This window comes from Moorena sp. SIO3B2 (assembly GCF_010692525.1).
Classification (GTDB): Bacteria; Cyanobacteriota; Cyanobacteriia; order Cyanobacteriales; family Coleofasciculaceae; genus Moorena; species Moorena producens.
In genome coordinates, this window is the sequence record NZ_JAAHHE010000082.1 from 1 (window position 1) to 24,895 (window position 24,895).

The window sequence follows — 24,895 nt, forward strand, 5'->3', positions numbered from 1 at the left end:
ACCACTTCCTGGTGCTTATAGCGCTACGGAACCACACCGACCCCATCCCGAACTCGGAGGTGAAACGTAGCTGCGGCGAAGATAGTTGGTGGGTAGCTGCCTGCTAAAATAGCTCAGTGCCAGGATAATTAATTTAGACTAAAACCTCCTTAGGTAACCTTGACCTGAGGAGGTTTTGGTTTTAGGGATAATTGTACTTCCCCATCAGGCCACACCTAAAATTTAGCCACTTAAAATAGCCACTTAAAAGGGAGAAAGAAATCTCAAGAGTATGCTACCAACCGATGCCAGGGCGTTGCCTAAATTAGAACCTCCTTTAGAGGTTGCAGAATTTTGGGCAATTTCTATGCCTTTAACTAAACTCTGTGACGCCTGGTATCCAGGAATATTTCCTTGTTCTTTAAAGAGTTCACTAGCGATAGTACCATCTTGGGTCGCTGCTACTTCCTCTCCCAGTCTGAAACGAGCCATACCACGAGCCAAAAAAGCTGGAGCAAAGTCAGGCTTCATGCTCAAGGTTTTGTCGTAATACTCAATGGCAGTTTTGTAGTTACCTCTTTTGGCTTCTACTACTCCCCACGCATAGAAATCTTCTGCGGTACCTGCATAATCTGGAATACCGATGGTTCCTTGTATATAAGCATTACTCAAGCTCACACCATACAATTGGGCATTAACTAAAAACGCTTCCCTCAGGTCAGTACTGAATAAGTTAGCACCAGCAAGATTAGCACCAGCAAGATTAGCACCATTGAGAGAAGCACCACTGAGATTGGCACCACTCAGGTCAGCTCCTGTCAAATTAGCACGGCTGAGATTAGCACGACTCAAGTCAGCCCCAGCGAGATTAGCACCCACTAAGTCAGCCATAATCAAACCTACCCTAGTTAAATCACACCCTTGACACTGTTTGGTTGACAGTAACTGTTGAGTATGAGCTAGATTTTCAGCTTTAGCAATGGTGCTGAGGCTGGTCGTGGTTAGTAAAGCCGCAGTGGTTAAAATGGTGAGTTTGATGTTCATAGAATTCATTGTTTTTAAAACAGCTGCTAATTATGAATTAGTAATTATGAATTATGAAGTGTAAATTAGCAATTATGAATTATGAAGTGTAAATCCTAGTTGTGGTTAAAGTTTTTAGTTAATGTGATAGGCTAAACTTCTAAACCCCTTTAAAGTTTAAACTTTAAACCTTAAACTTTAAACCTTAAACTTTCATAAGTATCCCTAATTTTTAAAAAATTGGGTAGCGAAGTTTTGCGATCGCGTTGGTGATAGTGCCCTTGCTTTGAGAATTGCCGCTGTTAAAAAGACGTAGGACACAACCCCAACTATTGCCAAGAGTATACTATTAACATATCCCATCGCATTCCACAAGGCATGCAGAGCAGAAGCATTCAGATAGCCAATGCCTATGATCTGCCAACGCTTACGGGGTTTGAGGACGCTTAACCCAACAAAATACCCGAAGTATCCACTATAAGCCATGTGTCCTGCCACTGAGCCAAGAACCCGAGGAATCAGCAACTGCAATCCTAACAGGTCACCCTCCAATTCAGTAGTTGGCAGTATCACACCCTCTATAATATTCGGCACATATTGCCCTAAGGTTTCTACCAAGGTAAATCCCACCCCCGATGCTGTCCCCAATAAAATTCCATCGAGGGGTTCCCAGACACCAATTCTTTCTCGCCAAGGGGTACGCAGGAAATGTCCCAAAGCATATAGTCCCAGCATAGGTATAGCCTTGAGCAACTCTTCCATTAACCCAGCACCAAAAAACATCCGGATGAATAAAGTAGTCAAGTTGACAACTTCACCTAGTTGTGGTATGTCGCCAGGTAAAATTCCCCGAAAAATTTTGATAAATAGGGGCAGCAGCGGGCTGACCAAAATTAAACTGGTGGATAGAGTACTACCCAGCAGAACCCACCAAGGTTTAGGTTTGCCACAAAGTTGGTAAACAAAGTAATAGGCTAATCCTGCCAAGTAGGCAGCTAGCAAAAGATTAAAAACTACTGGTTGACCAACTGCAGCAAACATTGATACCACAAAGAGTACAGTCACGATACCAGGAGCCAAAAAAGCTTTTTGATTTAAATCCCGTCCTGTTGAAAAGATGGGAAACAGTTGGGTAAAGGTGACATAATCGGTCTGAGGCTTTGGTATCTTGCTAATCGGTTTTAGGGGTTTTTCTATGGCAATAGTTTGGGATGGGATAGATGGTAAATTAAGGGATGTCGTTACCTCGCACTCAAAGATGAATTTTGGACCATCGTGACCCAACTCAATCCGATCCCCGGAGTGCAATTGCTGACAACCCTGCAAATATTCGCCATTCACATAGGTACCATTCACACTATCAAGGTCACAAATTTCCCAGCGGGGACAGCCATTTTTTAGAGGGGTCAGAGGGCTAATTACCGCATGACGGCGCGATACGCTGACGTAGCGATAGGGATCTAAGGAAATTTTACAGTTAGGGTCACGTCCAATGACGTTATCCTCTAATTCAGAAAGGGGTAGTAGGGCGAGTATCTCTTTGTTATCGCTAGTGGAAAGCTGGCGCAGAAATCCACTGTAAACTTGACCAGTCATTGCTACTTTGGTCGTTATTGGTTATTCATACTCCCCATGCTAATCCGGCAGGGGATTCTAGTTTCAAGAACGTTTCTTTGGTTTGCAGATCTCTCGATCAACACAGATAGAAGAAACATCGACCCTCCTGTCTTGATGGAGAGCGCGAGTGGGGGTTTTCCCCAAGACCGCGCTGCATCGCTCGCATACTTCCCAAATGCCCAACAGTCCCCTTAGCAGAGGCTTTGGATTACTTTGGCTGCATTAACATCACCAGCATAGTAATCAGTTGTCCAACGTTTTTGTATATCCTTGGATCCTAATCATCCACCGTTTTCAATGGTTTCTAGCAAAGGAATTGCACCACCAAACGAATTGCACTACTATATTTTAATAATGTCCTTAGCCCTTTATATTCGCTCTGGCATCAAGCACCGCTAGGTAGAAAGAGAGACCACCGATAGGAATACTAGCAGCGAGGATAATTCCAGTCACCAAATTCCCTAACTCGGGGTCACCATAGGAAAGTTCAAAAATTGAACCCACAGCCGCAATCCCAGCAACACAGGCAATCATCAAAAACAGAGCACTTTTTGGGGTCATCATAAGCTTTTTTGTGAAATATTATTATCAGAAATCATAAGATTGAAATTAGCTGTGGGGCAATCAATTAAACCTAACCGCTAAGTAATAGGTCATATCTAGCCCGTTTTACTATTTATGATGCTTGGGTGTTAGTTAATTTAAAATTCAATATTAACAATTCCCAATTTTTAATTTATACCCATTAGATAAACCCTATTATAAGTGATTAACCGCACTTCAGATCAAATTTATAAGAGCAGTCACAGTTCAGTAAGTTGTAGAAGGTTAAGGGAGTAGAAAGATTACTGTGACTATAGCCATCGTAATTGAAAAGTTAACAAGAACAGGTCGTTATAGTCTTTCCCATCACCCCATCACCACCTCACCAGAGGTTTCACAAATAAACTCAGATTGGTATAGTTATTTAATTGGTTTCACCGCTTGGGGTGAGAACCCGTGCTTATTCAATTCTTCAGTCAAGGCTAGACCATTTTGCACCCGATCAACAAACATCACTCCTTTAAGGTGGTCTATCTCATGCTGAATGACGCGAGATAGTAATCCATTCGCCTTTAAGGTTCTAGGGCGTCCGTTTTGATCCTTGTAAGCTACTTCAATTTCGTCTGGACGGGTGACATCTAAATATACACCGGGAATGCTCAAACAACCTTCCTGGCCATCACACGGGGTGCTACCAAAACTCTTGATTTCTGGGTTAATTAACACCAGTGGTTGGTTATCTTGGTTATTAGGTTCACAGTCAACCACAATCATTTGCTTATTAATCCCGACCTGAGGGGCTGCCAAACCGATACCATCTGCACTGTACATGGTTTGCAGCATTTGCTCAGCTAATTTCCGGATGTTCTGGTCTACTTTAGCAACCCGCTTAGCAGGCTGACGCAGGACGCGATCGCCTAGATAATGAATTGTTAATGGTGGATTCTCTAATTTTTTCTTTTCAACGATAAGTTCAGCAGTCATGGGGTTATCGACTTGTGAGTCAGGGTATGCTTAGGGTTAGACGCTTAGCTGCTAAAGGATTAGAACACTCAACATACACATTCTTCAACAGAGTGCCTAAGACAGAGTGCCTAAGTTGGTCTATTATTATAGTCTTGCCTCGCTTTCTTAGTTTATCATGCCCCACGCCCCAAGAGCCTTCGCGCTGCGGTGCGACAAGGCGCTGCCTGAACCTCCTCAAGGGAACGCGCACCAAGAGAGGGGATGGGGACTGCGCCCCAATGATTTCATTGATTATCCCTGGTCGCCCATAGGTGGGTATTATGTCAAAATCGTACGTTTGTTGTGATTTATTGCTATCCCAAAATTCTTTTACAGCTTTTGATTTTCCTGGAAACTAGCAGCTCTATCGGTTAGAACCCAACAGTAACACCAAGTCAGGGACGGATGTTTAAATTTCTCACTCAACTGGACTACCTGCTGCGGGAAACTTTCTTAGGTCTACAACGTGGCGGCTGGAGCAACTGGGCGGCAGTTAGCACAGTCACTGTCCTATTGTTTCTGTTTGGTATAAGCTGGCAAGCCTCCTGGCAGTTAGGTGGGCTACTCAATCAGTTGGGGAGTCAACTAGAAGTGGCTGTTTATCTCGAACCAGGGGCTGAGGCAGAAATGGTCTTACCAGCAGTTGAGAAATTGCCCAAGGTGATGGCGGTTCAAACTATTTCCAAAGAAAAAGCTTGGGCATCCTTGGTTGAGGAACTGGGAATTTCGGACATTGCTGCTGCTACGGAACAGTTGGAAGGGAATCCCCTAGTGGATGAACTGAAGGTAAAGGTAAGCAAACCAAAGGATGTGCTAATTCTTGCCCAGCAGTTGTCACAGTTGCCAGGAATAGATCAGGTGCAGTATATGGATCAGACTCTCAAACAAATGCGACAGCTTCATCATGGTTTAGGCTGGGTGAGTCTGATCATTACTACCATTCTCAGTCTGACGGCAGTGGCAGTTGTTACCACCACAATGCGCCTGATTGTGATCGCAAGACGCCAGGAAATTGAGATTATGCAGCTAGTTGGGGCAACCAGATCCTGGATTTATCTGCCATTCATGTTGCAAGGAATTACTTTTGGTGTAGCTGGGGCAGCCCTAGCCTGGGTTTTGTTGATCGGTCTGCGGCAATTTCTGACTAATCTGCTCGCGACTGGACCTGATTTTATCGAATTTATCGCTACAGTGGTGCCACCTGACCCACTTAAAATTGTGGTGTTACCCTTACTGCTGTTGATTCTCGGGGGTTCAGTGGGTTTGCTCGGTAGCTGCTTAGCTGTTAGTCTCGAAAGCATCGCTATCGGAAAATGAGGTTACCAAAATTTGGTCTAATTCTGGTATTTTGTCAGTGGTTAGTGTCATGGCAAGTGGTTAGACCAACAGAGCAATGATGGAATGGAGGTTGGTAGACAGACTCATGACCCACGACTAACAACTAATGATACTAATGACTAAGAGCTAATCACTAAGGACTACTTATGCGATCGCAATGGGAATGTTTTTTGCAAAATCAAGGGAGTTGGCATGGTTCCTTTACCACATTCTCACCAAAAGGGCAACAGTTAAAAGATATTCCCTCTGTGCTCACTATAGAAGGACTCGACGATAACCACAAAATTCGTTTGACTCTTCGCTATCTGCCACCTGAACAAGCTATATTCAACCGAGTTCTGGAATACACCCATGTAGATCGCTATCTTATGTTCTTTGACACTGGTGCATTTTCCCAAGGCGCACTACAGTGGGCTCCTTATCCCGAATTTGGGGCAGAATTTGGCTTGATTGAGGGTAACCGTCGTCTGCGGATGGTGCAACTGTATAACAGGGAGAGTCAGCTGAAGCAGTTGACCTTAATTCGAGAAAAACTGGCGGGTACGGATACACCAGAACGTCCAGCATTAACCTTGGAACAGTTGCTCGGAGAGTGGCGTGGAGAGGCAGTAACCCTTTATTCTGATTTGCGATCGCCTAACATCTATCCTACTCACCTTAAACTTCAGCATCATGAAAGTAACCGCTTAGTACAACAACTCACATTTGGCACAGGAGAATCATTACGTACCATCACCTCTAGCGCTAAGATTGATGGGTCAATTCTGTATTTTGACGGCGGTGCGACCCCGGTCGGGTTTCCCGACCTAGGGAACGCGCACCAAGAGAAGGGTGCTGTTTCTACTCAAGTTTTATTATTGCCCGATGGGGCATCATCTACTTGTCCAATAACGGTTAAGCCAGGTCATTCTTTCTTCCTAGAAGTAGGTTGGTTGTGGCAAACTAACCAACGTCAGCGGCTGATTCGCTCTTTTAACGATAAAGGGCAATGGGTTAGTCTTACTTTGGTAAGAGAGCACAAAGTATCTTCTGGGCATTATATAAAAGAATAAAAGATGAAGTATCAAGCATGAAGTATCAAGGATAAAGTATCAAGCATGAAGTAGGTGGGCTTTTTGACAACCCAGTCAACCTGAAGAGATATTATCTATAGCGTTTTTAAACGATATGTGAAATTACGATTGATGGATAAAGGTAACTTCGGATCAGTAGGAAAGAAATACAAGTATTTTTTGATGTTATGAGCAATCAAAATTTGGTTTCATGTTCTATTTGGAAATGCTATGTAGCATTTTGATTTTAGATGTAAACATAGCGGTGCGACCCAAGGGGGATGGGAGCAGGTCAAATTTGCCGAACAAATGAACTACTTGACAAAACACCAAAAATTCTGTTATTGAGCCGGTCTTAGTTGCAGAACAGATCAACTATGTACCATTAGAGCTTGGCTTTTACCCGGGGGCTATAGTAATGGTAAAAATATTCGGCATTTCTGACATGCTCCCCCTATTACCTATTACCCATTACCTATTACCCATTACCTATTACCCATTACCCAGATAAGCGTACAAATGTTAGGCATTTGTGACATGCTCCCAAGGGGGATTTACTCGCCCTAGGAGGCGCGCAGGGTGGATTAATCTAAAAAAGCTATAGCGCTATTCCCTATTCCACCTGAACCAGCGCTATAGCTTTTTTAACCAGTTAACTGGCATAAGGTTGCGCATTTTTATCGTTTCTATTCCACAGCGGTAACTAGCAACTTACGTTAAATTTGTAAAATTTTGTATCAAAATTCAACATTCTGGATAAAATCCAAAATAACAGTGGTATAATATCTTGAAATTTCAGTCACATCCAAAAAACTTGTTCAAATTTGCCCCATATCGAATATGGATTGGTAAAGATGACCTATAAAGGTAGCTTAGAGATTCTCAAAGAGACTAGTCGGACTTTTTATATTCCAATTAGTACTCTCCCCAAAGACCTTCAAGAAGCTGTCGCTTCTGCCTACTTATGCATGCGTGCAATTGATGAAATTGAAGATCATCCTCAACTTGGTAAGTCTACCAAAGCAGCGCTGTTAAGAACAATTAGCTTAAACCTACAAACAATGGGCGACAGCTATACTGCTAGTTCTACTACTGATGAACTTCTTGCAGTTTTAAGTAAATACGAAACACTTCCAGAGGTAACAACTCGTATTGGTGAATGGGCAATTCTAGCACCAGAAACCATTGCACCTCGAATTTGGGAAGCAACTTCAGCAATGGCAGATAGAATGGCTTACTGGGTTGAGTGCGGTTGGAAGATTCGTACAGAGGGTGATTTGAATGGCTATACTTTCAGCGTTGCTGGTTCTGTAGGATTATTACTTTCTGATTTGTGGGCTTGGTATGATGGAACCCAAACAAATCGTCACCAGGCAATTGGTTTTGGTCGAGGCTTACAGGCAGTTAACATTCTACGTAATCGAACTGATGATTTGACACGTCACGTGGATTTCTTTCCTCAGGGATGGAGTTCAGAAACTATGCAAAGGTATGCCCGTATAAATCTTTCTTTAGCTGATGCCTATACTAACGATCTTCCCAAAGGTCCAGCTAGAAATTTTTGTCAAATTCCTCTTGCTTTGGCTCATGCAACACTTGATGTTTTAGCTCTCGGACAAGCTAAACTGAGTCGTGAGGCAGTGATTGGTATTGTTGATAAGTTGAGTGCGAGGTAGTGCTAAATCGTAATGTTCAGGACGAAAGCATTGCATTGTTGTGATGCACAAAATACCAAACTTCTTCAATAGACATCTGGAGGAAAGTGCTAAAACACTATTGAAAATTGCTTTGAGCAAGAATAAGCCAATCGGTGAAAAGTCGATCGTATCTAAGGAAAGATATGGTGTTGAGTTATTTACTGTTGATAAACCTCCAAAATTACAGCTTTGTATCTATTAATTTAAGAAAGGTTGACTTTATTAAATTACTCTAAAGAGTTTGACTCTAGTAATTAGATGTTCAACACTAATTTGTTGAGTTGGTAACCGTCAATTACCCATGACCAATTACCGATTACCTGAGAAGGTAATGATAATTAGTCAACTGTATTTGGGATGATATTTCTTTACTTTCAGCGACTTTGCAATAAAACTTATTATAAGTTAACTATAAGTATCACCAGAGTAGACAAATCTTTACCATAAGAACTACCCAGAATTTGTTATCCGGAATACACTTAACTCAGATTGAAGTATAAATCTAGAGGCTTTAAAAAGCCTGAGTCGATAGTAAAGAGGTAAGACCTATGGATAGCGAACTGAGCCAAGTTCTATTACTGGTGTTGATTTTTTCTATTTCCTGTATGATTTTGTCTCCGGTGTTATGGTGGATTCTGCCAGACAGAAGCATCAATAACGCCTAACCAGACTTTGCCAAAACCAAGCCAGTAAGCAGGTTTAGATGACATCAGTCTCAATAGCATGTATTATGAACCCACCCCTGCTTGGTGGGTTCACTAGAAAAAAAACTGGTCTGATACCTCACCCCTTGTAGGCAATTTGTGAGTCAATTTTTATACAAAATATTTTTTGCATCTCCTGCCCTTGGGTCAAACTTTTTGTAAAATTTCGTTAAGACCCGCAACGAATCTTTCAATACCCTCTGCTACAGTTTCTTTTTGCAAAGCACCATAAGCAAGCCTGAGGTAACACCCGTCCTCAATACCAAAGGCGCTACCTGGCATCACAGCTGCCCGATGTTCCCGAATCAGTCTCTCTACCAACTCAAAAGCATCCAACTGAGTATCCACTTTTAGGAAAACATAGAACGCTCCATCCGCAGAACCAATGGTACACAAACCCTCTAGACGTTTCAGGGAGTTCAATACCACCTGTCGTACAGACGCGATCGCATTAATATGAGGTTGACAGTAATCTTTTCGAGTATTCAATGCCCCTAAAGCCGCATACTGAGAAATGACTGGGGGACAAATTAGGATTGTATCCTGAACCTTTTGAATTGCTTCAAACAAGTGTTCTGGAATAATCATGTAGCCAATCCGCCAACTGGCAAAACCGTAGGCTTTGGAGAGGCTGTAGAGAGAAATAGTGTGTTGACTACTTTCGGGAAAGGCACCAGGGGAAAAGTGTTTCACCCCGTTGTAAGTAAAGTACTCATAAGCTTCATCACTGATGTGGTAAATTCCGTGATCCCCACAGAGTTGATTTACCTGACGCAATGCCTCTTCGGAATATACCGCCCCAGTAGGATTATTAGGTGATATGGTAACTACTGCCTTGGTTCTGTCGGTAATAGCCTGTGCGATCGCGGACGGACGTAGCTGGTAATTTTCATCGGTTGCCACCAGCACTGGATGACAGCTAGCCATCTGAATCGCCATTTCGTGGTTGAAATAGTAAGGCGTTTGAAGAATAATCTCGTCCCCAGGAGTGGTAATTGCTAGAATCGCGTTCATGAACGCCATGTTGCTTCCTGCGGTGACAACGATGCGGTTGGCGGAGTTGATCTCAATGTCGTTATCACTTTGCAGTTTTGCCTCAATTGCCTCTCGCAAGGCCGCAATTCCATGTACGGGTTTGTACTTATGATTGTCTGGTAAGCTGTAGAATTCACGCAACATTGCCATTGCCTCTGGGGGGGGATCATAATAGACCACCCCCTGTCCTAAGGATATGGTCTCAGGATATTTACGGATCAGTTCCGCAACCATCGGAATGACTGGCAACTGCACCGCCTGCATGCGGGAGCTTAGGTTTTTCATAGTTTCTTTTTGTTTTTGAGTGAACGCACCCGTGGTTTATACTAGCTAATCTCAGCAGTTAATCGAGATAAAAACAACTGAATTTTTTGATTGGTTTAGTTCAGTATTGTATTGCTATCCTTAAAGGCAGGGTAAACGCATCTAACTTAAGCAAGTTTTATAAAATATATATTTTTGAATTTTAACTATTACAGGATATTCCCAAAGATAGTCCTGATTATGACTTAATTTGATTGGTATTGCATTCAGGGTAAGCGCAAGAATCAATAAACCGTGGCTTACCCTCGAAAAAGACCGCGTCATTCTCAACAACTTAACTCTATTGCGAGTACAGTTCTACGAGATTATAGGGGTTTCGAGCCACGATCAACCGATATCCAGCCAATGCACATTATGGGCAATTTTTTCTTGCGCTTACCCTGGTATTGCATTGAGCAGACTATTCGATTATAAATCGAATAGTTGAAATTTTTAAATAAGTAAAATCAATTTACTAGAATTATTGGGTGTTAGCATACAGTTAACTATACACATTGACATTAATTATATATATTTTTAGTTTTAGTTATTATATTTGATTATCATAACTATATTAGTTTAATATCAATTCATATTATATTGCTGAATTAAACCAATTTTTTACTTCTTAATAAAGAAGTTTTTGATTAGCTTTTACAACCAAAATATAATCAGCGTGTTGATGAAATAGCGAGTGGCTATTGCATCAACACGCCGTTTTTCATTTGTCAGACACGCCAACGAGTTCTTAAAAATTAGTCATGAATTCATTATTTTATATTTGTTGATCAACTTAACCTGGTTATTATATCACACTCTTGCTTATTTGTCAATCTAAGTGAGATGCGTTTGCCCTGTCTTTAAAGCCTGTGTTTATAGCAATTCTTATTTAGATGAGGTACAGATTCCTGAGTTTTAGGGGGCAGCAACTTGTTAGCAACTAGCAGGTAAGAGGGAAAAGGTAAAAAATTATGTGTACCTCATAGCTATGATAAACCCTATTATTTGTTAATAAAACTTATTTTAATAAAATAAGTTTCGTTATTTTTAATTCAAAATTAAAAATAAAATTAACAAAATTTAAAAAAATATATAACCAAATCCATTAAATTAAAAAGTAGAATAAGCTTTGTAAATTGATGGGATACATTGGGAATTATCCATAGATACCCATGACTACAACTAATAGTTTTCTTAACCTTAAGTGGGAACGAAAATTTGAGGATAATGCTATGAGCGATCCTGATAGAGAAATGGAGATGCGATCGCCACAACTACTTCAACAGCAAGTCCAGGAGCAAGTTGACCAGGCGAAGACCGAGGCCCGTAAAGAAGAAGTTATCGACATTTACGAAGATTTGCTCACCACGATCTGGAGCCGGATTATGCCGACCTTAGGTAGAGTGACAGTAGTGTCGATTATGGAAAGAGCTCTAGCTTTGACAACGGAAAAATATCCCCTGATTGGCTATTTAGAATCGAGTGCCGAGGGAATTTCGTTTGAGGTGTTTCGCCAAAAGGTTTCACCAGAACAACGGTTACTAATTCCTGAGGCCCTCAAAGAGTTAGTCACAACGTTAATCGATATTCTAGCCATCTTGACGGGCGACATTCTAGTCAGACAATTACTCAAGGAAATTGAAGGGAAAAAACTTATATGATCAGGCCTCGGACAAAGCCCTTAGGTAAACTGCCTACTAGTATTCCTGGTCTAGACTCGATTCTGGCTGGTGGTATTCCGGAATTGTCCATTAACATCATCACTGGGCCACCCGGATCTGGTAAGACAATCTTTACCCAGCAAATACTATACACCAATGCTAGTACACAGCACAAAGCCCTTTATCTCGTTACCCTATCGGAACCTTCAGTAAAATTACTGCACTACCTACAAAAGTTTGATTTTTTTGACCCCAGTAAGGTAGGTACTGCGGTAATTTATCTCGACATCGGCGAGATTATCCGAGAGCAGGGTCTAACAGAAGCGATCGCTGCCATTATTAATTACGTAAAGGAGTACCGACCTGGGCTGATCGGCATTGATAGCTTTAAAGCTATTCATGATTTGGCAACGGATCCCGTAGAAGTACGTAAGTTTGGCTACGACCTCTCAGTGCGTCTGACTACTTGGGGAGTAACAGCTTTTTTAGTAGGGGAATACACTGACGAAGAAATTAAACATCAACCCATCTTTGCCATCGCCGATGGGATTATTCGTCTGCAAAATCAGCCTCTGGGGTTACACTACCAGCGTTATTTAGATGTGCTCAAACTCAGAGGGGAAAATTATTTTACCGGCTTGCATCCCTTTGAAATCAGTCAGACTGGCATAGAAGTCTATCCCCGGATTAAGATGCTGAAAAACTTATCATCGAAGCAGAAGACCAGCCAACAAAAACTTTCCACTGGCATCCCTGAACTGGATAGGATGTTAGATGGGGGATTGCAGCATAGCACGGCAACTATGGTTGCTGGAGGCGCAGGCACTGGTAAAACCTTGATGGGACTTCACTTCATTGTGGCTGGAATTCTCCAAGGGGAGCCTGGAGTAATTGTTACCTTTCAAGAAAATCCCCAACAGCTCAAAGCCATTGCCCTGTCCTTAGGTTGGGATTTAGAGGCCATGGAAAAGCAGCGAATGCTAGTGCATCTGTATGATTCTCCCGTAGAACTACAGCCGGATATCCATGCTGCTAAAGTTAAAGCTGTTGTAGAAAGGGTTAAGGCTCGCCGGATTATGCTTGATTCTCTCAAGGATATTGAGATTGCCACCCCAAATAAGGTTCGCTACAAAGACTATATTTACTCCTTAGTGAACCAGTTTAAACTTCAAGGTGTGACCACCATAGTAACCAACGAAATTGGGGAGCTATTCGGACCGTTTCAGTTGAGTGAACATGGCGTATCCTTTGTGGTGGATAATGTTATCCTCTTGCGCTATGTAGAACTATCCGGTCGCATTGGACGAGCCATAAACATTATGAAGGTCAGGGGAGCGCCCCACAGCAAAGAAATCCGGTTTTTTGAAATTACCTCAGATGGAATTCGCATCGACGAGGTGATTCAAGCTCAAACTGGTGTGCTGACTGGAATGCCTGTCTTTAATAATACTTACTCGAATGACAATGGCTTTAAGGAGTTGCTTAACCAGAGTCGTAATATCATGAAAATCTTGCAGGGGGTGGAGGAGATGGACATCAATGAATTAGCCAATCGCACTGGATTCAGCCCTCAAGACTTGCTCCATGAGTTAGAGAATCTCAAGCAGCAGGGTATGGTAATTACCTGGGAACATCAGAATACAACCTATTACAAAGCTACGATTTGATTGATTATTTGGATTGATTATTAGTTAAATTACCACTAATGACTAATCACTAATGGCTAATGACTAAGCCCACAATCAAATTAATGTCCACAGGAGTGCCAAATCTGGATGCCGTTTTGGGCGGTGGCTTTCCCATCTACTCATTGAATATCTTGGCAGGGGCTCCTGGCACTGGCAAAACCATTTTGGTGCAGCAGATTCTGTTTAACACTATCAAGAACCAACCCCATAAGAGAGCTCTTTATCTCAGTACCCTTTCCGAGCCAACCCTCAAGGTGGTGCGTTATATGCAGCACTTCCAATTCTTCGATGCTCAAGTATTTGGTGAGCAGGTGATCTATAGTGATCTCGGTTCATTCTTAATTGAACAACCGATGCCTAGGTTGGCGGATCATATAGTGGGTTTGGTCAATCAACATCAAGCAGAAGTTATAGTTATTGACTCTTTTAAGGCCATTGCTGACCTGACCGAAAAAAGTGGTGAATTCCGCCGTTTTTGCTACGAACTATCGGTTCGCCTCGCCAGTGCTCGTTGCACTACTTTTTTAGTGAGTGAATCCGATCGCTCCCAGATTAGCAACAGTGCAGAATTTGCTTTGGCTGATGGCATTATTTACCTTTCGACCCATGAGGAGGCAGGGGAGCAACGCCGTTGGTTACAGGTTCATAAATTACGGGGTCTGGCACCCTATATGGAACCATTTCCGTTTGTGATCACTAATGTGGGGGTGCGGATTCTCAGCCCTACCCTAACCCTCAGGCAAAAGTCGGTGAGTTGGTCAGTGCCAGCAGGGCTTATGGTGATGGGAATTCCGGGTTTGGATAAACTGTTGCGGGGAGGTATCCCCTACGGTCGTTCAATCATCCTCTCGGGAGTTGCTGGCACTGGTAAAACTACCTTTGGCCTACAGTTTCTCATGGCTGGAGTTGACCGAGGGGAAAAAGGTTTGCTCTTTTCTTTTGAGGAAACCCCCTCTCATCTGTCCCAGATGGCAGCCGGTTTTGGTTGGGACTTAGAACTTCTGATTCAACAGGAAATGCTGCGCATTGTCTTTGTTACCCAAACTAACATCCGGGTTGAAGAACACCTAGATCAAATTGCTCAGGAAATCGCCTCCTTCCAGCCTCAACGTTTTGTGGTGGATTCAATATCAGTCTTGCTCTACAAAGTCAATAACCGAGCCATCCAGCGAGAAAAGACCTTCCAATTGGCAACCCTGATGCAACAAATCGGTGGAGTGGGTATCTTGATCTCAGGTATCCCTGCTCATGAAACTGGACACCTATCCAGCTTTGGTGTGGAAGAAACCATTGTCGATGGCATGATTGTGCTATCAAAAGAACTGGTTGGTCGTAGACGCGATCGCTATCTAGAAGTGTTTAAAATGCGAGCATCTGACCATGTCTGTGGTTCTCACCCCATGGCAATCACAGAAAACGGTATTGAGATATTTTACAGTCCCAGCCAAATATCCCCCCCCTCAACCACCGAATCATTAAAATTTCTTGGGGATACGACCTATTTAGTGTTTGGGTCACTGCAACAATTGCTCCCAGGCAAAATCCCCTATAACACCGCTTGCTTGGTGGAGGGCGCTCCCGGACTGGGTAAGAGTACCCTAGCCTATCAGTTTTTGCTCTCAGGCTTGCATCGCCAAGAATCAGTGCTATATATTAGTGCCGATATTCCTAGGCAGCAAGTTTATCAAACCCTCCCAAGTTGGGGATTACTCCCTGACCCCTACCTGGAAGCAGGGCAGTTGGTGATCCTCGATACCTTTAGTCCCATGGTAGAGACATTGCCAGCAAATTCTGTACACCTGAATCTCAATGACCCGGAGATGCTTTTGCTCAGGATTGCGCAACAGCTCGAGCAAATGCCTAAACCCTGTCGAGTAATCTTTGACTCCCTCACGCCTCTACTAATCAGCTGTACCCCTAGAGAATTTATTAAGCTGGTCTACCGCAAAAATCGCCAACTCCGTCAGCCTGATGTGGCAGTGTTAGATATTTTTGCTCAGGACGGAATCGAAAAAAGCGATCGCTACAATTTACTGAACCTTTATGATCTGGTAATAGACCTTTATTCACCTGACTGGGATGAAATGAATAACGGAGCAGACATTGGCTACAAAAATTGGCTGCGAATTAGTAAAATTCGTGGCGCTAAGGCAGATCAGCGTCCCTACCCTTACAGTATCTCCCCCACTAACGGGATTGTGATTGAGAGCACCCCATCTTAATCAACGATTCTCGATCACGATTCATTTCCCAAACAGTAGAAAATCTCTCGACGCTTCCATAACATCTAGCGAAATCAGCGTGTCGGAACAAACTTTTGCTATCGACCACTCCAGAAAGACGCGCGCAAAATACCAAAATTTATGAACTGATCAACTATTCTCAGCCGTTAGTCTTATATTTATGAGTTTGTTTGAGAAATACGGTCTAGATTCTGATGCTAAATAGCCTTTACACTATCATTGCCCCTTAATATAAAAACATTTATGTTTAAAAATTATGACAGGCAACCAAGCGGTGTGGCAAACAATCTTTGACCAAATCAAGGCAACTATTGACCCACCAATTTGTGGTATGCTTCTTCTAGAAGAGCAAAAGACTCGGTTGCTTATTGTGCTAGGTCAGCAGTCAACTACTACTGCGGCTGAGCAATTGCTAGCTTTGGCACTGATTACCTTGGCTAGCTTAACTGACCTAGACCTCCAACCAGACCAAATTCAGATGGAGTTAGTGGCATCACAGGAAACTGATGCCCCAAAAACCGTGGCTTATTTAGCCCAAAATGACCTGAAGCGACTGTTTGTTACTCTAAGTTTTCTAGCATTTTGTTCGGAAACGCGATCGCTAAATGTTGCTGCCTTAGGGCAAGCACTACGAGAGAGCACCCTGATGCAAAACGCGATGGCTGGATTGGCGGGCTGGAATCTAATCAATCGTCAGGGGGTGATGATTTATCGCTACCCAGAAGCCCCGGAATTAGATTTAATTGATAAATACTATTCCGATCGCCGCTATTTTCAACAAGCTATCAAGGGACGCACCTATATATCAACAGTTTTTCGGGCGAAGAGTAACCTGTGGGTTGCCGTGGTTTCTTTACCAGTGATTGGAAATGATGGGCAGGTAGTGGGGATAGTATCTGGGGGTTTGGATTTGGCAGGAGTGCGGTCATTTCTGAGCGTGCCAGTGATTGATGACCGTAAAATCAAGGGTCTAATTACCATTGCTAGTTCAGAAGCAGACGCTTTTGGTGAGAAACAATTGAAGGTTATCAGCTCACTGGGCTCTTGATAGTGATCAGTCAAAACTTTCCCTTGTTGGTTAATCACTACCGGATAGCTCGACAATATCTGCCGTTGTGAGGCTGGTGTCTGTAGCAGAGCTGACTTGATGATCAGGGCAAACTGCCGTTGACCTGATCGGATGCGAGTAGATCTGCCAAGGATTTTCCTTGACTATCAAGACCTTCAGGGTTTGAAGTCTGTGACTAGATGTGTTATGTAAAAGATTTACTAACCTTTCTAGCCCATCTGGAAAAACAAGTGGCTCTCGCTGATGGGGTCTTGTTTGGTGCAGGTACAATGCCAGCCTATGGTGTCAAGTTAATTTAACTTAAACTAAGAGACAGGATATCTGGTCATATCTCGTCTGATAACTCCCTCGATCGATAAAATAAAACTTGAAGTTACATACTTGAAGTAAACTGTAAAAACGTTAAGGCTCAAGGTAACAAACATGCCAGTTTCTGAGTAATTGATCGAAGGAATTGTTTCAGACTTGGCCTTGGCCTATTGGCCACGCTACGCGAATGGCCACGCTACGCGAACAGACTTGCTGACTTGACCAATCTCAAGTTCCCCTAATCCTAGATTACCCCAATGGTTCAACAACCCAAGCTTGACTATTCCGTTATCTGGGTCAACCGCATGGCAGATATTCCCCAATCCCCTTGGGATCACCTTGCCCAACCCCTAAAAACCCCTTTTCTGGAGTGGGAGTGGTTGAATACTATTGAAACATCTGGCAGTGCTACTGCTAAAACCGGTTGGTTGCCCAATCACTTAACGGTGTGGCGAGATAGACAGCTGATCGCTGCTGCACCTATGTATGTCAAAGGTCACAGTTACGGAGAGTTTGTCTTTGACCAACAGTGGGCGGATTTATCCTATCGCTTGGGCATTTCCTATTATCCGAAGTTGTTGGGTATGACACCATTTACCCCAGCGGTAGGCTATCGGTTTTTGATCGCACCGGGAGAAGATGAAGATCAGTTGACACAAATCATGGTAAGTGCTATTGATAATTTTTGCGATCGCAATCATCTGTCTGGTTGTCACTTCCTCTTTGTTGACCCGGATTGGCGACCAGTAATTGAACGCAATGGTTTTAAGGGCTGGCTACATCACAGCTATATTTGGCAAAACCAAGGCTTTAGTAGTTTTGAGGATTACCTAAAGGTCTTTAATGCCAATCAACGCCGCAATATTAAACGAGAACGTAAGGCTGTAGCCAAAGCAGGTCTGACCCTGAAAATCTTAACGGGGGATGACATTCAAAAATCCTTGTTTCCCTTAATCTACAGCTTCTACAGCAGCACCTGCGATAAATTTATGTGGGGTAGCAAATATCTCACGCGCCAGTTTTTTAAACAGTTGTATCCTAACTACCGTCAGCGAGTGGTACTAATTGCTGCTTATCGGGAGGAGGATGACCAAAAACCAGTAGGAATGTCCTTTTGTATAAATAAGGGCAATCATTTGTATGGTCGTTATTGGGGCTGTTTTCAAGAATTTGACTGCCTACATTTTGAAGCCTGTTACTATGCACCGATTGAGTGGGCAATCGGCCAAGGAATCACCATGTTTGACCCTGGTGCTGGTGGGCGTCACAAGAAGCGTCGTGGTTTCCCAGCAACTGCTAACTATAGTGTTCATCGATTCTACGATAAACGCTTTGACCGGATTTTTCAAAACTATATCGATGAGGTTAATTTAATGGAACGTGAGGAAATTGAGGCTATTAATCAAGATTTGCCCTTTACTAAGCGCGAGATTAACTTTCAGATTCCGGATTGATTAGCAGTTGAGGAGTATTTTGAATAAACGTGGCTTTTGCACAAAGCACGTAAGCATTCAGCGGTCAGCGGTCAGCCGTCAGCTTGCCATAACTAATATTAAAAGAATGCTTACTTATTTTATTCAAAAGTTCCGTAGCTTCCTAATAGCCCATAAGCACATCAAGTAGGGTGCGCTTAGCACATTAGCTGATAGCACATCAAGTAGGGTGCGCGATCGCATTAGACATCTCCAGAAACTCGGTTTTGACCCAGGCAGTGCAAGGGTTTGAGGTTAATTTTTGGAGATGTCTATTAGGTGATAGCTGATAGCTTACCAAAGCACAGATCAGATTTCCCGGATCTGAATTGAGATCAGGTCTTTACATAAGGTCATTAGGTGTGCTAATATTACCAATTCCTAGCATACAAATCAGGTATTGCTCAGCCCAAGTACAACAATAATGAGTAATTTTCGCCAATGCTCACCCTATGACCTGCTAGCCCTGGCTGTCGATGAAGCGTCGGAGGGAAGACACGCAGCCGCATTGCGTTATATGACCATGGCTGTAGAGCGTTCTAAGCTTCCAGAATACGCTAGTGACGCTCAAACCTTTATTCGGTTGCACAAAGCCACAGGGACTTTAGTACAAAGCTGCCTCTCCAGCCCTGAGGAAGAAAATCCAGCTAGGCTTTACTTTATCTTAGACAAGGGACGCAATGCGATTCGGATCGGTTACACTACTAACCCCAATGGTAATATTAGAGGGCTTGAAACTAAGAGTGTAAAGACTTTAGAACTAATAAAAATTATCCCAGGAAGTGCTAAGATGGAAACCGAATTTCACAGAAAGTTCCAACATCTTAGGATTTCTGGGGAATGGTTTGATGCGACTCCAGAAGTGATGAGATATATATCATCTCTTTGACTTTGTAATCTATCAGCTGTCAGCTATCAGCTGTCAGCTGCGTGCACGCTACTTGAGGTGCTATCAGCTGACAGCTGATAGCTGGTTATTTACGGAACAACCAAAGCTGAAAGCCCCGTGTTTTTAAACCGGGTCAGAAGTTACCGCAAGAATAGTGCAGCCAAAGCAAGTTGGTAGGCTATGCATTAAAGGTGACAGGTTTTGTTGTAAGGCTGCACTATTAATCAGGTTTCGTCTCCGGGATGAAAGCTAGTAGCGACTTTAGTCGCCGTAAATATTTGAATCTGTCCGGGTATTTGTCGCCAGATAGTGTAGAATAAAATAGTAACGGAGGAGGTCGATATCCGGTGATCATACTTGAATTCAAAGCGTACGGTAAAGATAGTCAGTACACTGCAATAGACGAGGCTATTCGGACGGTCAAGTTTATTCGTAATTCTTGCATTAGATTGTGGATGGACAATAAAGGGACTGGAAAATATGATCTTAGTAAATACTGCAAGATACTAGCTAAACAGTTCCCTTTCGCTAATGAATTGAATTCAACAGCACGACAAGCAGCGTCTGAGCGTGCATGGTCATCGATTGTCCGATTTTATGACAACTGCAAAAAGAAGGTGCTAGGAAAGAAAGGTTTCCCCAGATTCCAAAAGCACTGTCGCTCTGTTGAGTACAAACAATCTGGATGGAAGCTTTCACCTAACAAAAAAGCTATAACTTTCAGGGACAAAAAAGGCATAGGTAAGCTGAAGCTCAAAGGGACATGGGACTTGTGGCGCTTTGATTTGAAGCAAATTAAACGGGTTCGCATCGTAAAAAGAGCTGATGGCTACTATGTACAATTCTGTGTTGCAGTTGAGGTAAAAGAGGAATTAACCCCCTCCAAAAGAACCATAGGATTAGATGTAGGTCTAAAAGAGTTCTATACTGACTCTGATGGAAACGCTGAGCCTAATCCTAGATTTTACAGGGCTGGAGAAAAGCGTCTAAAGTTTTATCAACGTCGAGTTTCTCGCAAAAAGAAAGGCTCATCCAATCGCAGAAAAGCTATTAATAGACTAGGCAGGCATCATCTTAACATAAGTAGGCAACGTGAAGAACACGCCAAGAGACTGGTTAGAAGTTACCGCAAGAAGAGTGCAGCCTTTATAGTTGATAGGCTATGCATCAAAGGTGGCAGGTTTTGTTGTAAGGCTGCACTCTTCTAAGGTTTCGTCTCCGGCACGTTGCGTAATCCGGTCTAACGACCTGGTCGCCTACGAAGACTTAAGAGTCAAAAATTTGGTCAAGAATCATTGTCTAGCTAAGTCTATTAATGATGCTGGTTGGTATCAATTCAGGAAATGGTTGGAGTATTTTGGAACTAAGTTTGGCCGAGTCACTGTAGCAGTGAATCCCGCCTATACTAGTCAGAACTGCTCTGAATGCGGCGAAACGGTGAAAAAGTCCCTGTCAACTAGAACTCACGTGTGCAAATGTGGTTGCAAATTAGACAGAGACCATAATGCCGCAATCAACATTCTTAATAGAGCCTTAGGTACGGTGGGGCACACCGGAACCTCGGTCTAAGACCCCAACGCTTCAGGAGATTTGGCCTCTACTGTTCTTGGCTCCGGCAAGGTTCAGCAAGTCGGATCGTTGAGTGAAGAATCCCCGCGTCTTTAGACCGGGGAGTGTCAAGAAAAACCTTGGTAGAAAAAGTAGGTAACCATCGGCACAACTGTAGCAACAACCAAAATAACTACAACCCAAAGGGTGGCATTGCTGTTTTTAGTTTCTTCTGCACTCTTAAAGTTGCCAGCAATGTTGATTTCTTCTTCAACTACAGGAGGACCAGGATCAGGTTCGCCAGATAAAACAGCTACTATGCGATCGCTTACATCTAAGAAACCCTGATTATACTTGTTACCATCCCGCAGCGGCACCTTTAGGGTTTCAGAAGCCACACTTTCAGCAATGTCATCGGACATAATTTCCTTAACGGCATTGCCAGTAACGATAGCACTGTTATTGGTCACAGTATTCAGCACTATCAAGGTTTGATTAGCTTGCTCCTCTGGAGTAGTATACCATTTTTCAAACAACCCTTGGGCAAAGGTTGCTGCTGTTTCACCATAATCTAGGCCATGGACAGTGACAAGTCTAACTTGATTGCCCGTTGCTTTCGCTAAATCCTCTAAGGATTGAGTCAACTTGCCTTCTGTAAAGCGAGAGAGAACTTCTGACTTGTCAATTACCCAAGTCGGTTCTCCAGCGCTAATGTTAGGCATTTGATAGAGATTGATGGCATTGGCTGGTGCTGCAATTATTCCGCTTGCTAACAGGATAGCTAAAACAGGGATAATTAGGGATTTTATGTATTTGTGTTGGTTTTGTAGTTGGTTGAGGAGCTGTTTCATAACAAAGCTGACAAAAAAGACGTTGACTCTCTCAAAATAGGCTTGTCCCTAAAATACTATGAAACTGGCCATCAACCTAATCTTATTTATCGGCAAGATAATGGTAATTAGTGAAACTGCTAACATGTCACCAGTCAGGTCTAGGAAATTTAACTATTATATAGTGGCTTTAGCCACCGCGAAAAAATATTTCTGGAATTCCGGTATCGTCGTCGCAATTCATGTATAATTAAGTATAGAGTACAGGCTGAAAAACCGTGATAGACAGCTGGAAGGAAACCATGTCTGACCGCCTATAAAGTAGTAATGCTCAGAGGGTAGGGAAAGTCCTCTTTAAAAACCCAATCGTCAACCAACAATTGGCGTGTGAACCTAGAAAAAACACTTTTGAAAAAACACGGTGCGCGCCTCCTAGGGCAAGTAAATCTCCCTTGGGTCGTACCTCAATGTACGGTGGGGCACACCGGAACATGGGAAAAGGGAGGAAAACAGTTTTTAAGGCACTCTCAAGTAAGTACCCAAACGCCTAAGGAGAACTGCCCTCTAGGTCTGTCGTGAATTGACTGGGAATTTGGTAGGTTACTACGGATTCTTGGTTAAGTACTGCCTCTTCCCGAGGACACGTCGGTTTACGGTGGTTCGTCGATCTAGGAATCCCCGCGTCTAATGACCAGGGAGTGTCAAGATAGCGATAACTTTCAACCTCGAAAAGGGGTCGATATTGGTAGACTTTGGTAGCTAAAAAGTATCGGTATCAACTCTCTTTCGGTACCACCTGAGCCATATATTTACCCCACAACTGGGCAGCTTGGCTACTACTGCCACTAGTAGGAGAATTATTATCATTGCCGAACCAAATCCCTGTAACGATCTGATGCTTGGGAATAAAACCGATAAACCACAAGTCTACATTTTTATCAGTAGTACCGGTTTTTCCCCCTTCTCCTTGACCAATCCGGGCACTGCGACCGGTGCCACTGGTTACTACACCCTGAAGCATTTCTGTCATGGTGTTGGCTACGGCTGGTGAAACCGCTTGCTTGCTGATATTTGGCTGATCAGCGAAGTTGTAGATTACTCGACAGGTTTGGTAGTCTTGGTTATCCGTGCAATCACTACTGTCGAGAATTCTGATAATGCCATGGGGACGATACCACATCCCTTGATTTGCGATCGCACCATAGGCTCCAGTCATTTCCAATAGACTAACTTCACTTTGACCTAAGGCTAAACCAAACACAGGATCCAGTTTTGAGCTAATACCCAACCGTTGCGCCATCCGTACTACTCTATCTAAACCAGCATCTTGAGCTACCCTGATCGCTACCGCATTTTCCGATTGAGCCAAACCAGCATACATATCAATTTCAGTAGCATCTCCAGACCGCTCACAACGTCTAATCCGTTTAATCCCAGAGCAGGAGTAGGTTTCGGTTGGTGAAATCCCTTTTTCTAAGGCAGCAGCATAGGCAAAGAGTTTAAAGGTTGAGCCTGGTTGACGCTTGGCTTGGATAACGCGATTAAACTGGCTTTTTTGGTAATCGGCTCCTCCAACCATGGCTAGAATCTCGCCATTACTGGTATTCAGGCTTGCGATCGCTCCCTGGGAAAATCCTAAGCGGCTACCAGTGTTCTTGACATAGTCCCGTAGAGCAGCTTCAGCTTTGGCCTGAGACTCAGTATCTACAGTAGTTTCTACAATAAAATTACCTTCCTTAGCCAACTCTTTGCCCAGTAACCTCCTCAATTGCTGGAAAACGTAGTTATAGAAATAGGGTGCCTTGGTGCTAGAAAGCATTTCTCGGGCTTTGGGGCTAACTTCAATCCGCGATCGCCTAGCTCGATTGGCTTCCTCTCGACCAATCATTCCCAAAGCGTGCATGCGGTCAATCACCCGATTCCGTAATTGTAATGAGGTATCATAATTTTGGATTGGGTTATAGCTATTGGGTGCTGGCAAACTTGCTACCAAAGTAGCGGCTTCTTGGATATTCACATTAGCTGCTGATTTGTCGAAGTAAAACTGAGCAGCATCTTCAAAACCAAATGCTTCTATACCTAAGTAAACTCGGTTTAAGTAAGCCTTTAAGATCGCGTCCTTACTGTAAACTGTCTCTAACTTTAGGGCAATAATTGCTTCCCGCACTTTCCGGTCTGCGGTATTGGCTCGACCGACATACTCGGGAAATAGGCTTCTTGCTACCTGCTGAGTGATCGTACTAGCACCTTCGCGAATACCTCCCCCTTGAAGATTCCGCACTACAGCTCGCATAATCCCATAGGGGTCTACTCCGAAGTGCCAGTAAAAGCGGCTGTCTTCTGAAGCAATCACTGCTTTCGGCAAATATGGGGAAAAATCCGATAACCTCCTAAGTTCTCGGTGAGCATCGGTCCGGGGTTGCCGTAGGGGAATTTGGTCACGAGAGTAAACAATCACAGGGCCTGTGACTCCCTCGGGCAATGGTCTGACTGATGGTGCTTTCAGGGTTTCAAATCCAATCAGTAATACCACTAAGGCAATTATCCCACCGATGCCATAGAGAAAGTAACGAATTCCTTGGATATACCAGGGGGGAGGATAGACGTACTGTAGCTGAACTGATGCAGCGAGTTCTGGTGGGCCGATGGTCAGGGTGTCTCCGTGATACAGAAGCAAGGAAGAAAGTCGGCGTCTGCCACGATAGATACCATTGGTAGAGTTTTGGTCTTTTATGATAAACCTACGGCCACGTCTACCATACCGTTCTAGGGAGAGATGAACTTGACTGACTACTGGGTTGCGAACGATTATGTCACAGGATTTGGAACTGCGCCCCAGTACGTAACGGTCCCCAACCAGGGGATAGACATCGGATTTGTTGGTATTAGC

Annotated in this window: 18 protein-coding genes and 1 rRNA gene; 12 read left to right on the forward strand and 7 right to left on the reverse strand. The window is 43.3% G+C overall.

The annotated features are described in order from the left end of the window. Positions 1 to 7: 7 nt before the first annotated feature. Positions 8 to 125 (forward strand): 5S ribosomal RNA (rrf, locus tag F6K38_RS18420). A gap of 118 nt (positions 126 to 243) precedes the next feature. Here the strand turns inward: rrf and F6K38_RS18425 are convergent. The 4 genes from F6K38_RS18425 to def form a co-directional block, all read right to left on the reverse strand. Continuing rightward, positions 244 to 1,023 carry a pentapeptide repeat-containing protein gene (locus tag F6K38_RS18425; RefSeq protein ID WP_008187442.1) on the reverse strand — a complete coding sequence of 260 codons (780 nt, stop codon included), beginning with the start codon at positions 1,021 to 1,023 and terminating at the stop codon, positions 244 to 246. Positions 1,024 to 1,227: 204 nt separating this feature from the next. After that, positions 1,228 to 2,598 (reverse strand): PrsW family glutamic-type intramembrane protease, encoded by a 1,371-nt coding sequence (locus F6K38_RS18430; RefSeq protein ID WP_008187441.1) that lies wholly within the window; start codon positions 2,596 to 2,598, stop codon positions 1,228 to 1,230. 381 nt (positions 2,599 to 2,979) lie between these two features. Next, a complete protein-coding gene (locus F6K38_RS18435; protein WP_008187430.1) occupies positions 2,980 to 3,180 on the reverse strand; it encodes a hypothetical protein in 201 nt (66 codons plus the stop codon). Between the two features lie 402 nt (positions 3,181 to 3,582). Then, a complete protein-coding gene (gene def, locus F6K38_RS18440; RefSeq protein ID WP_008187427.1) occupies positions 3,583 to 4,146 on the reverse strand; it encodes a peptide deformylase in 564 nt (187 codons plus the stop codon). A 426-nt stretch (positions 4,147 to 4,572) separates the two neighbouring features. On the opposite strand from def, the gene F6K38_RS18445 reads away from it, so the two are divergent. The 3 genes from F6K38_RS18445 to F6K38_RS18455 all read left to right on the forward strand — a co-directional run bounded on the left by F6K38_RS18445 (position 4,573) and on the right by F6K38_RS18455 (position 8,233). Further along, entirely contained in the window at positions 4,573 to 5,484 is a 912-nt protein-coding gene (locus F6K38_RS18445) for a cell division protein FtsX (RefSeq protein ID WP_008187425.1), read from the forward strand. 167 nt (positions 5,485 to 5,651) lie between these two features. Beyond that, positions 5,652 to 6,557 carry a DUF3598 family protein gene (locus tag F6K38_RS18450; RefSeq protein ID WP_008187423.1) on the forward strand — a complete coding sequence of 302 codons (906 nt, stop codon included), beginning with the start codon at positions 5,652 to 5,654 and terminating at the stop codon, positions 6,555 to 6,557. An 854-nt stretch (positions 6,558 to 7,411) separates the two neighbouring features. Next, a complete protein-coding gene (locus F6K38_RS18455) occupies positions 7,412 to 8,233 on the forward strand; it encodes a squalene/phytoene synthase family protein (RefSeq protein ID WP_008187421.1) in 822 nt (273 codons plus the stop codon). Positions 8,234 to 9,105: 872 nt separating this feature from the next. Here F6K38_RS18455 and F6K38_RS18460 read toward each other — a convergent pair. Continuing rightward, the gene (locus tag F6K38_RS18460; protein ID WP_008187419.1) at positions 9,106 to 10,278 is read right to left on the reverse strand and encodes a pyridoxal phosphate-dependent aminotransferase; all 1,173 of its coding nucleotides are present in this window, start codon (positions 10,276 to 10,278) and stop codon (positions 9,106 to 9,108) included. Between the two features lie 1,190 nt (positions 10,279 to 11,468). Here F6K38_RS18460 and F6K38_RS18465 point away from each other — a divergent pair. The 8 genes from F6K38_RS18465 (at position 11,469) to F6K38_RS18500 (ending at position 21,196) form a co-directional block, all read left to right on the forward strand. Further along, on the forward strand, positions 11,469 to 11,957 hold the full coding sequence (locus F6K38_RS18465; protein WP_008187418.1) for a hypothetical protein: 489 nt from the start codon (positions 11,469 to 11,471) through the stop codon (positions 11,955 to 11,957). Continuing rightward, positions 11,954 to 13,624: an ATPase domain-containing protein gene (locus tag F6K38_RS18470; RefSeq protein WP_008187417.1), complete on the forward strand. Its 1,671-nt coding sequence runs from the start codon at positions 11,954 to 11,956 to the stop codon at positions 13,622 to 13,624. Before F6K38_RS18465 ends, F6K38_RS18470 begins: the two co-directional genes overlap by 4 nt. Before the next feature lie 59 nt (positions 13,625 to 13,683). Further along, positions 13,684 to 15,867, forward strand: a complete 2,184-nt coding sequence (locus tag F6K38_RS18475) for a DUF7125 family protein (RefSeq protein ID WP_008187414.1) — start codon at positions 13,684 to 13,686, stop codon at positions 15,865 to 15,867. Positions 15,868 to 16,144: 277 nt separating this feature from the next. Further along, complete coding sequence (locus F6K38_RS18480; protein WP_008187413.1) at positions 16,145 to 16,936, forward strand: GAF domain-containing protein; 792 nt, start codon at positions 16,145 to 16,147, stop codon at positions 16,934 to 16,936. Positions 16,937 to 17,523: 587 nt separating this feature from the next. Next, positions 17,524 to 18,720, forward strand: a complete 1,197-nt coding sequence (locus F6K38_RS18485) for a GNAT family N-acetyltransferase (protein WP_008187409.1) — start codon at positions 17,524 to 17,526, stop codon at positions 18,718 to 18,720. A gap of 442 nt (positions 18,721 to 19,162) precedes the next feature. Next, positions 19,163 to 19,627, forward strand: a complete 465-nt coding sequence (locus tag F6K38_RS18490) for a GIY-YIG nuclease family protein (protein WP_008187408.1) — start codon at positions 19,163 to 19,165, stop codon at positions 19,625 to 19,627. A gap of 347 nt (positions 19,628 to 19,974) precedes the next feature. Then, the gene (locus F6K38_RS18495; protein ID WP_008187407.1) at positions 19,975 to 20,835 is read left to right on the forward strand and encodes an RNA-guided endonuclease InsQ/TnpB family protein; all 861 of its coding nucleotides are present in this window, start codon (positions 19,975 to 19,977) and stop codon (positions 20,833 to 20,835) included. After that, a complete protein-coding gene (locus tag F6K38_RS18500) occupies positions 20,801 to 21,196 on the forward strand; it encodes an RNA-guided endonuclease InsQ/TnpB family protein (RefSeq protein WP_502709582.1) in 396 nt (131 codons plus the stop codon). Before F6K38_RS18495 ends, F6K38_RS18500 begins: the two co-directional genes overlap by 35 nt. Positions 21,197 to 21,303: 107 nt before the next feature. Here F6K38_RS18500 and psb32 read toward each other — a convergent pair whose 3' ends face one another. Continuing rightward, a complete protein-coding gene (gene psb32, locus F6K38_RS18505; protein WP_008187405.1) occupies positions 21,304 to 22,026 on the reverse strand; it encodes a photosystem II repair protein Psb32 in 723 nt (240 codons plus the stop codon). Between the two features lie 754 nt (positions 22,027 to 22,780). Continuing rightward, positions 22,781 to 24,895, reverse strand: a 2,115-nt coding sequence (locus tag F6K38_RS18510) for a PBP1A family penicillin-binding protein (RefSeq protein WP_287357111.1), incomplete at its 5' end; no start/stop codon positions are given.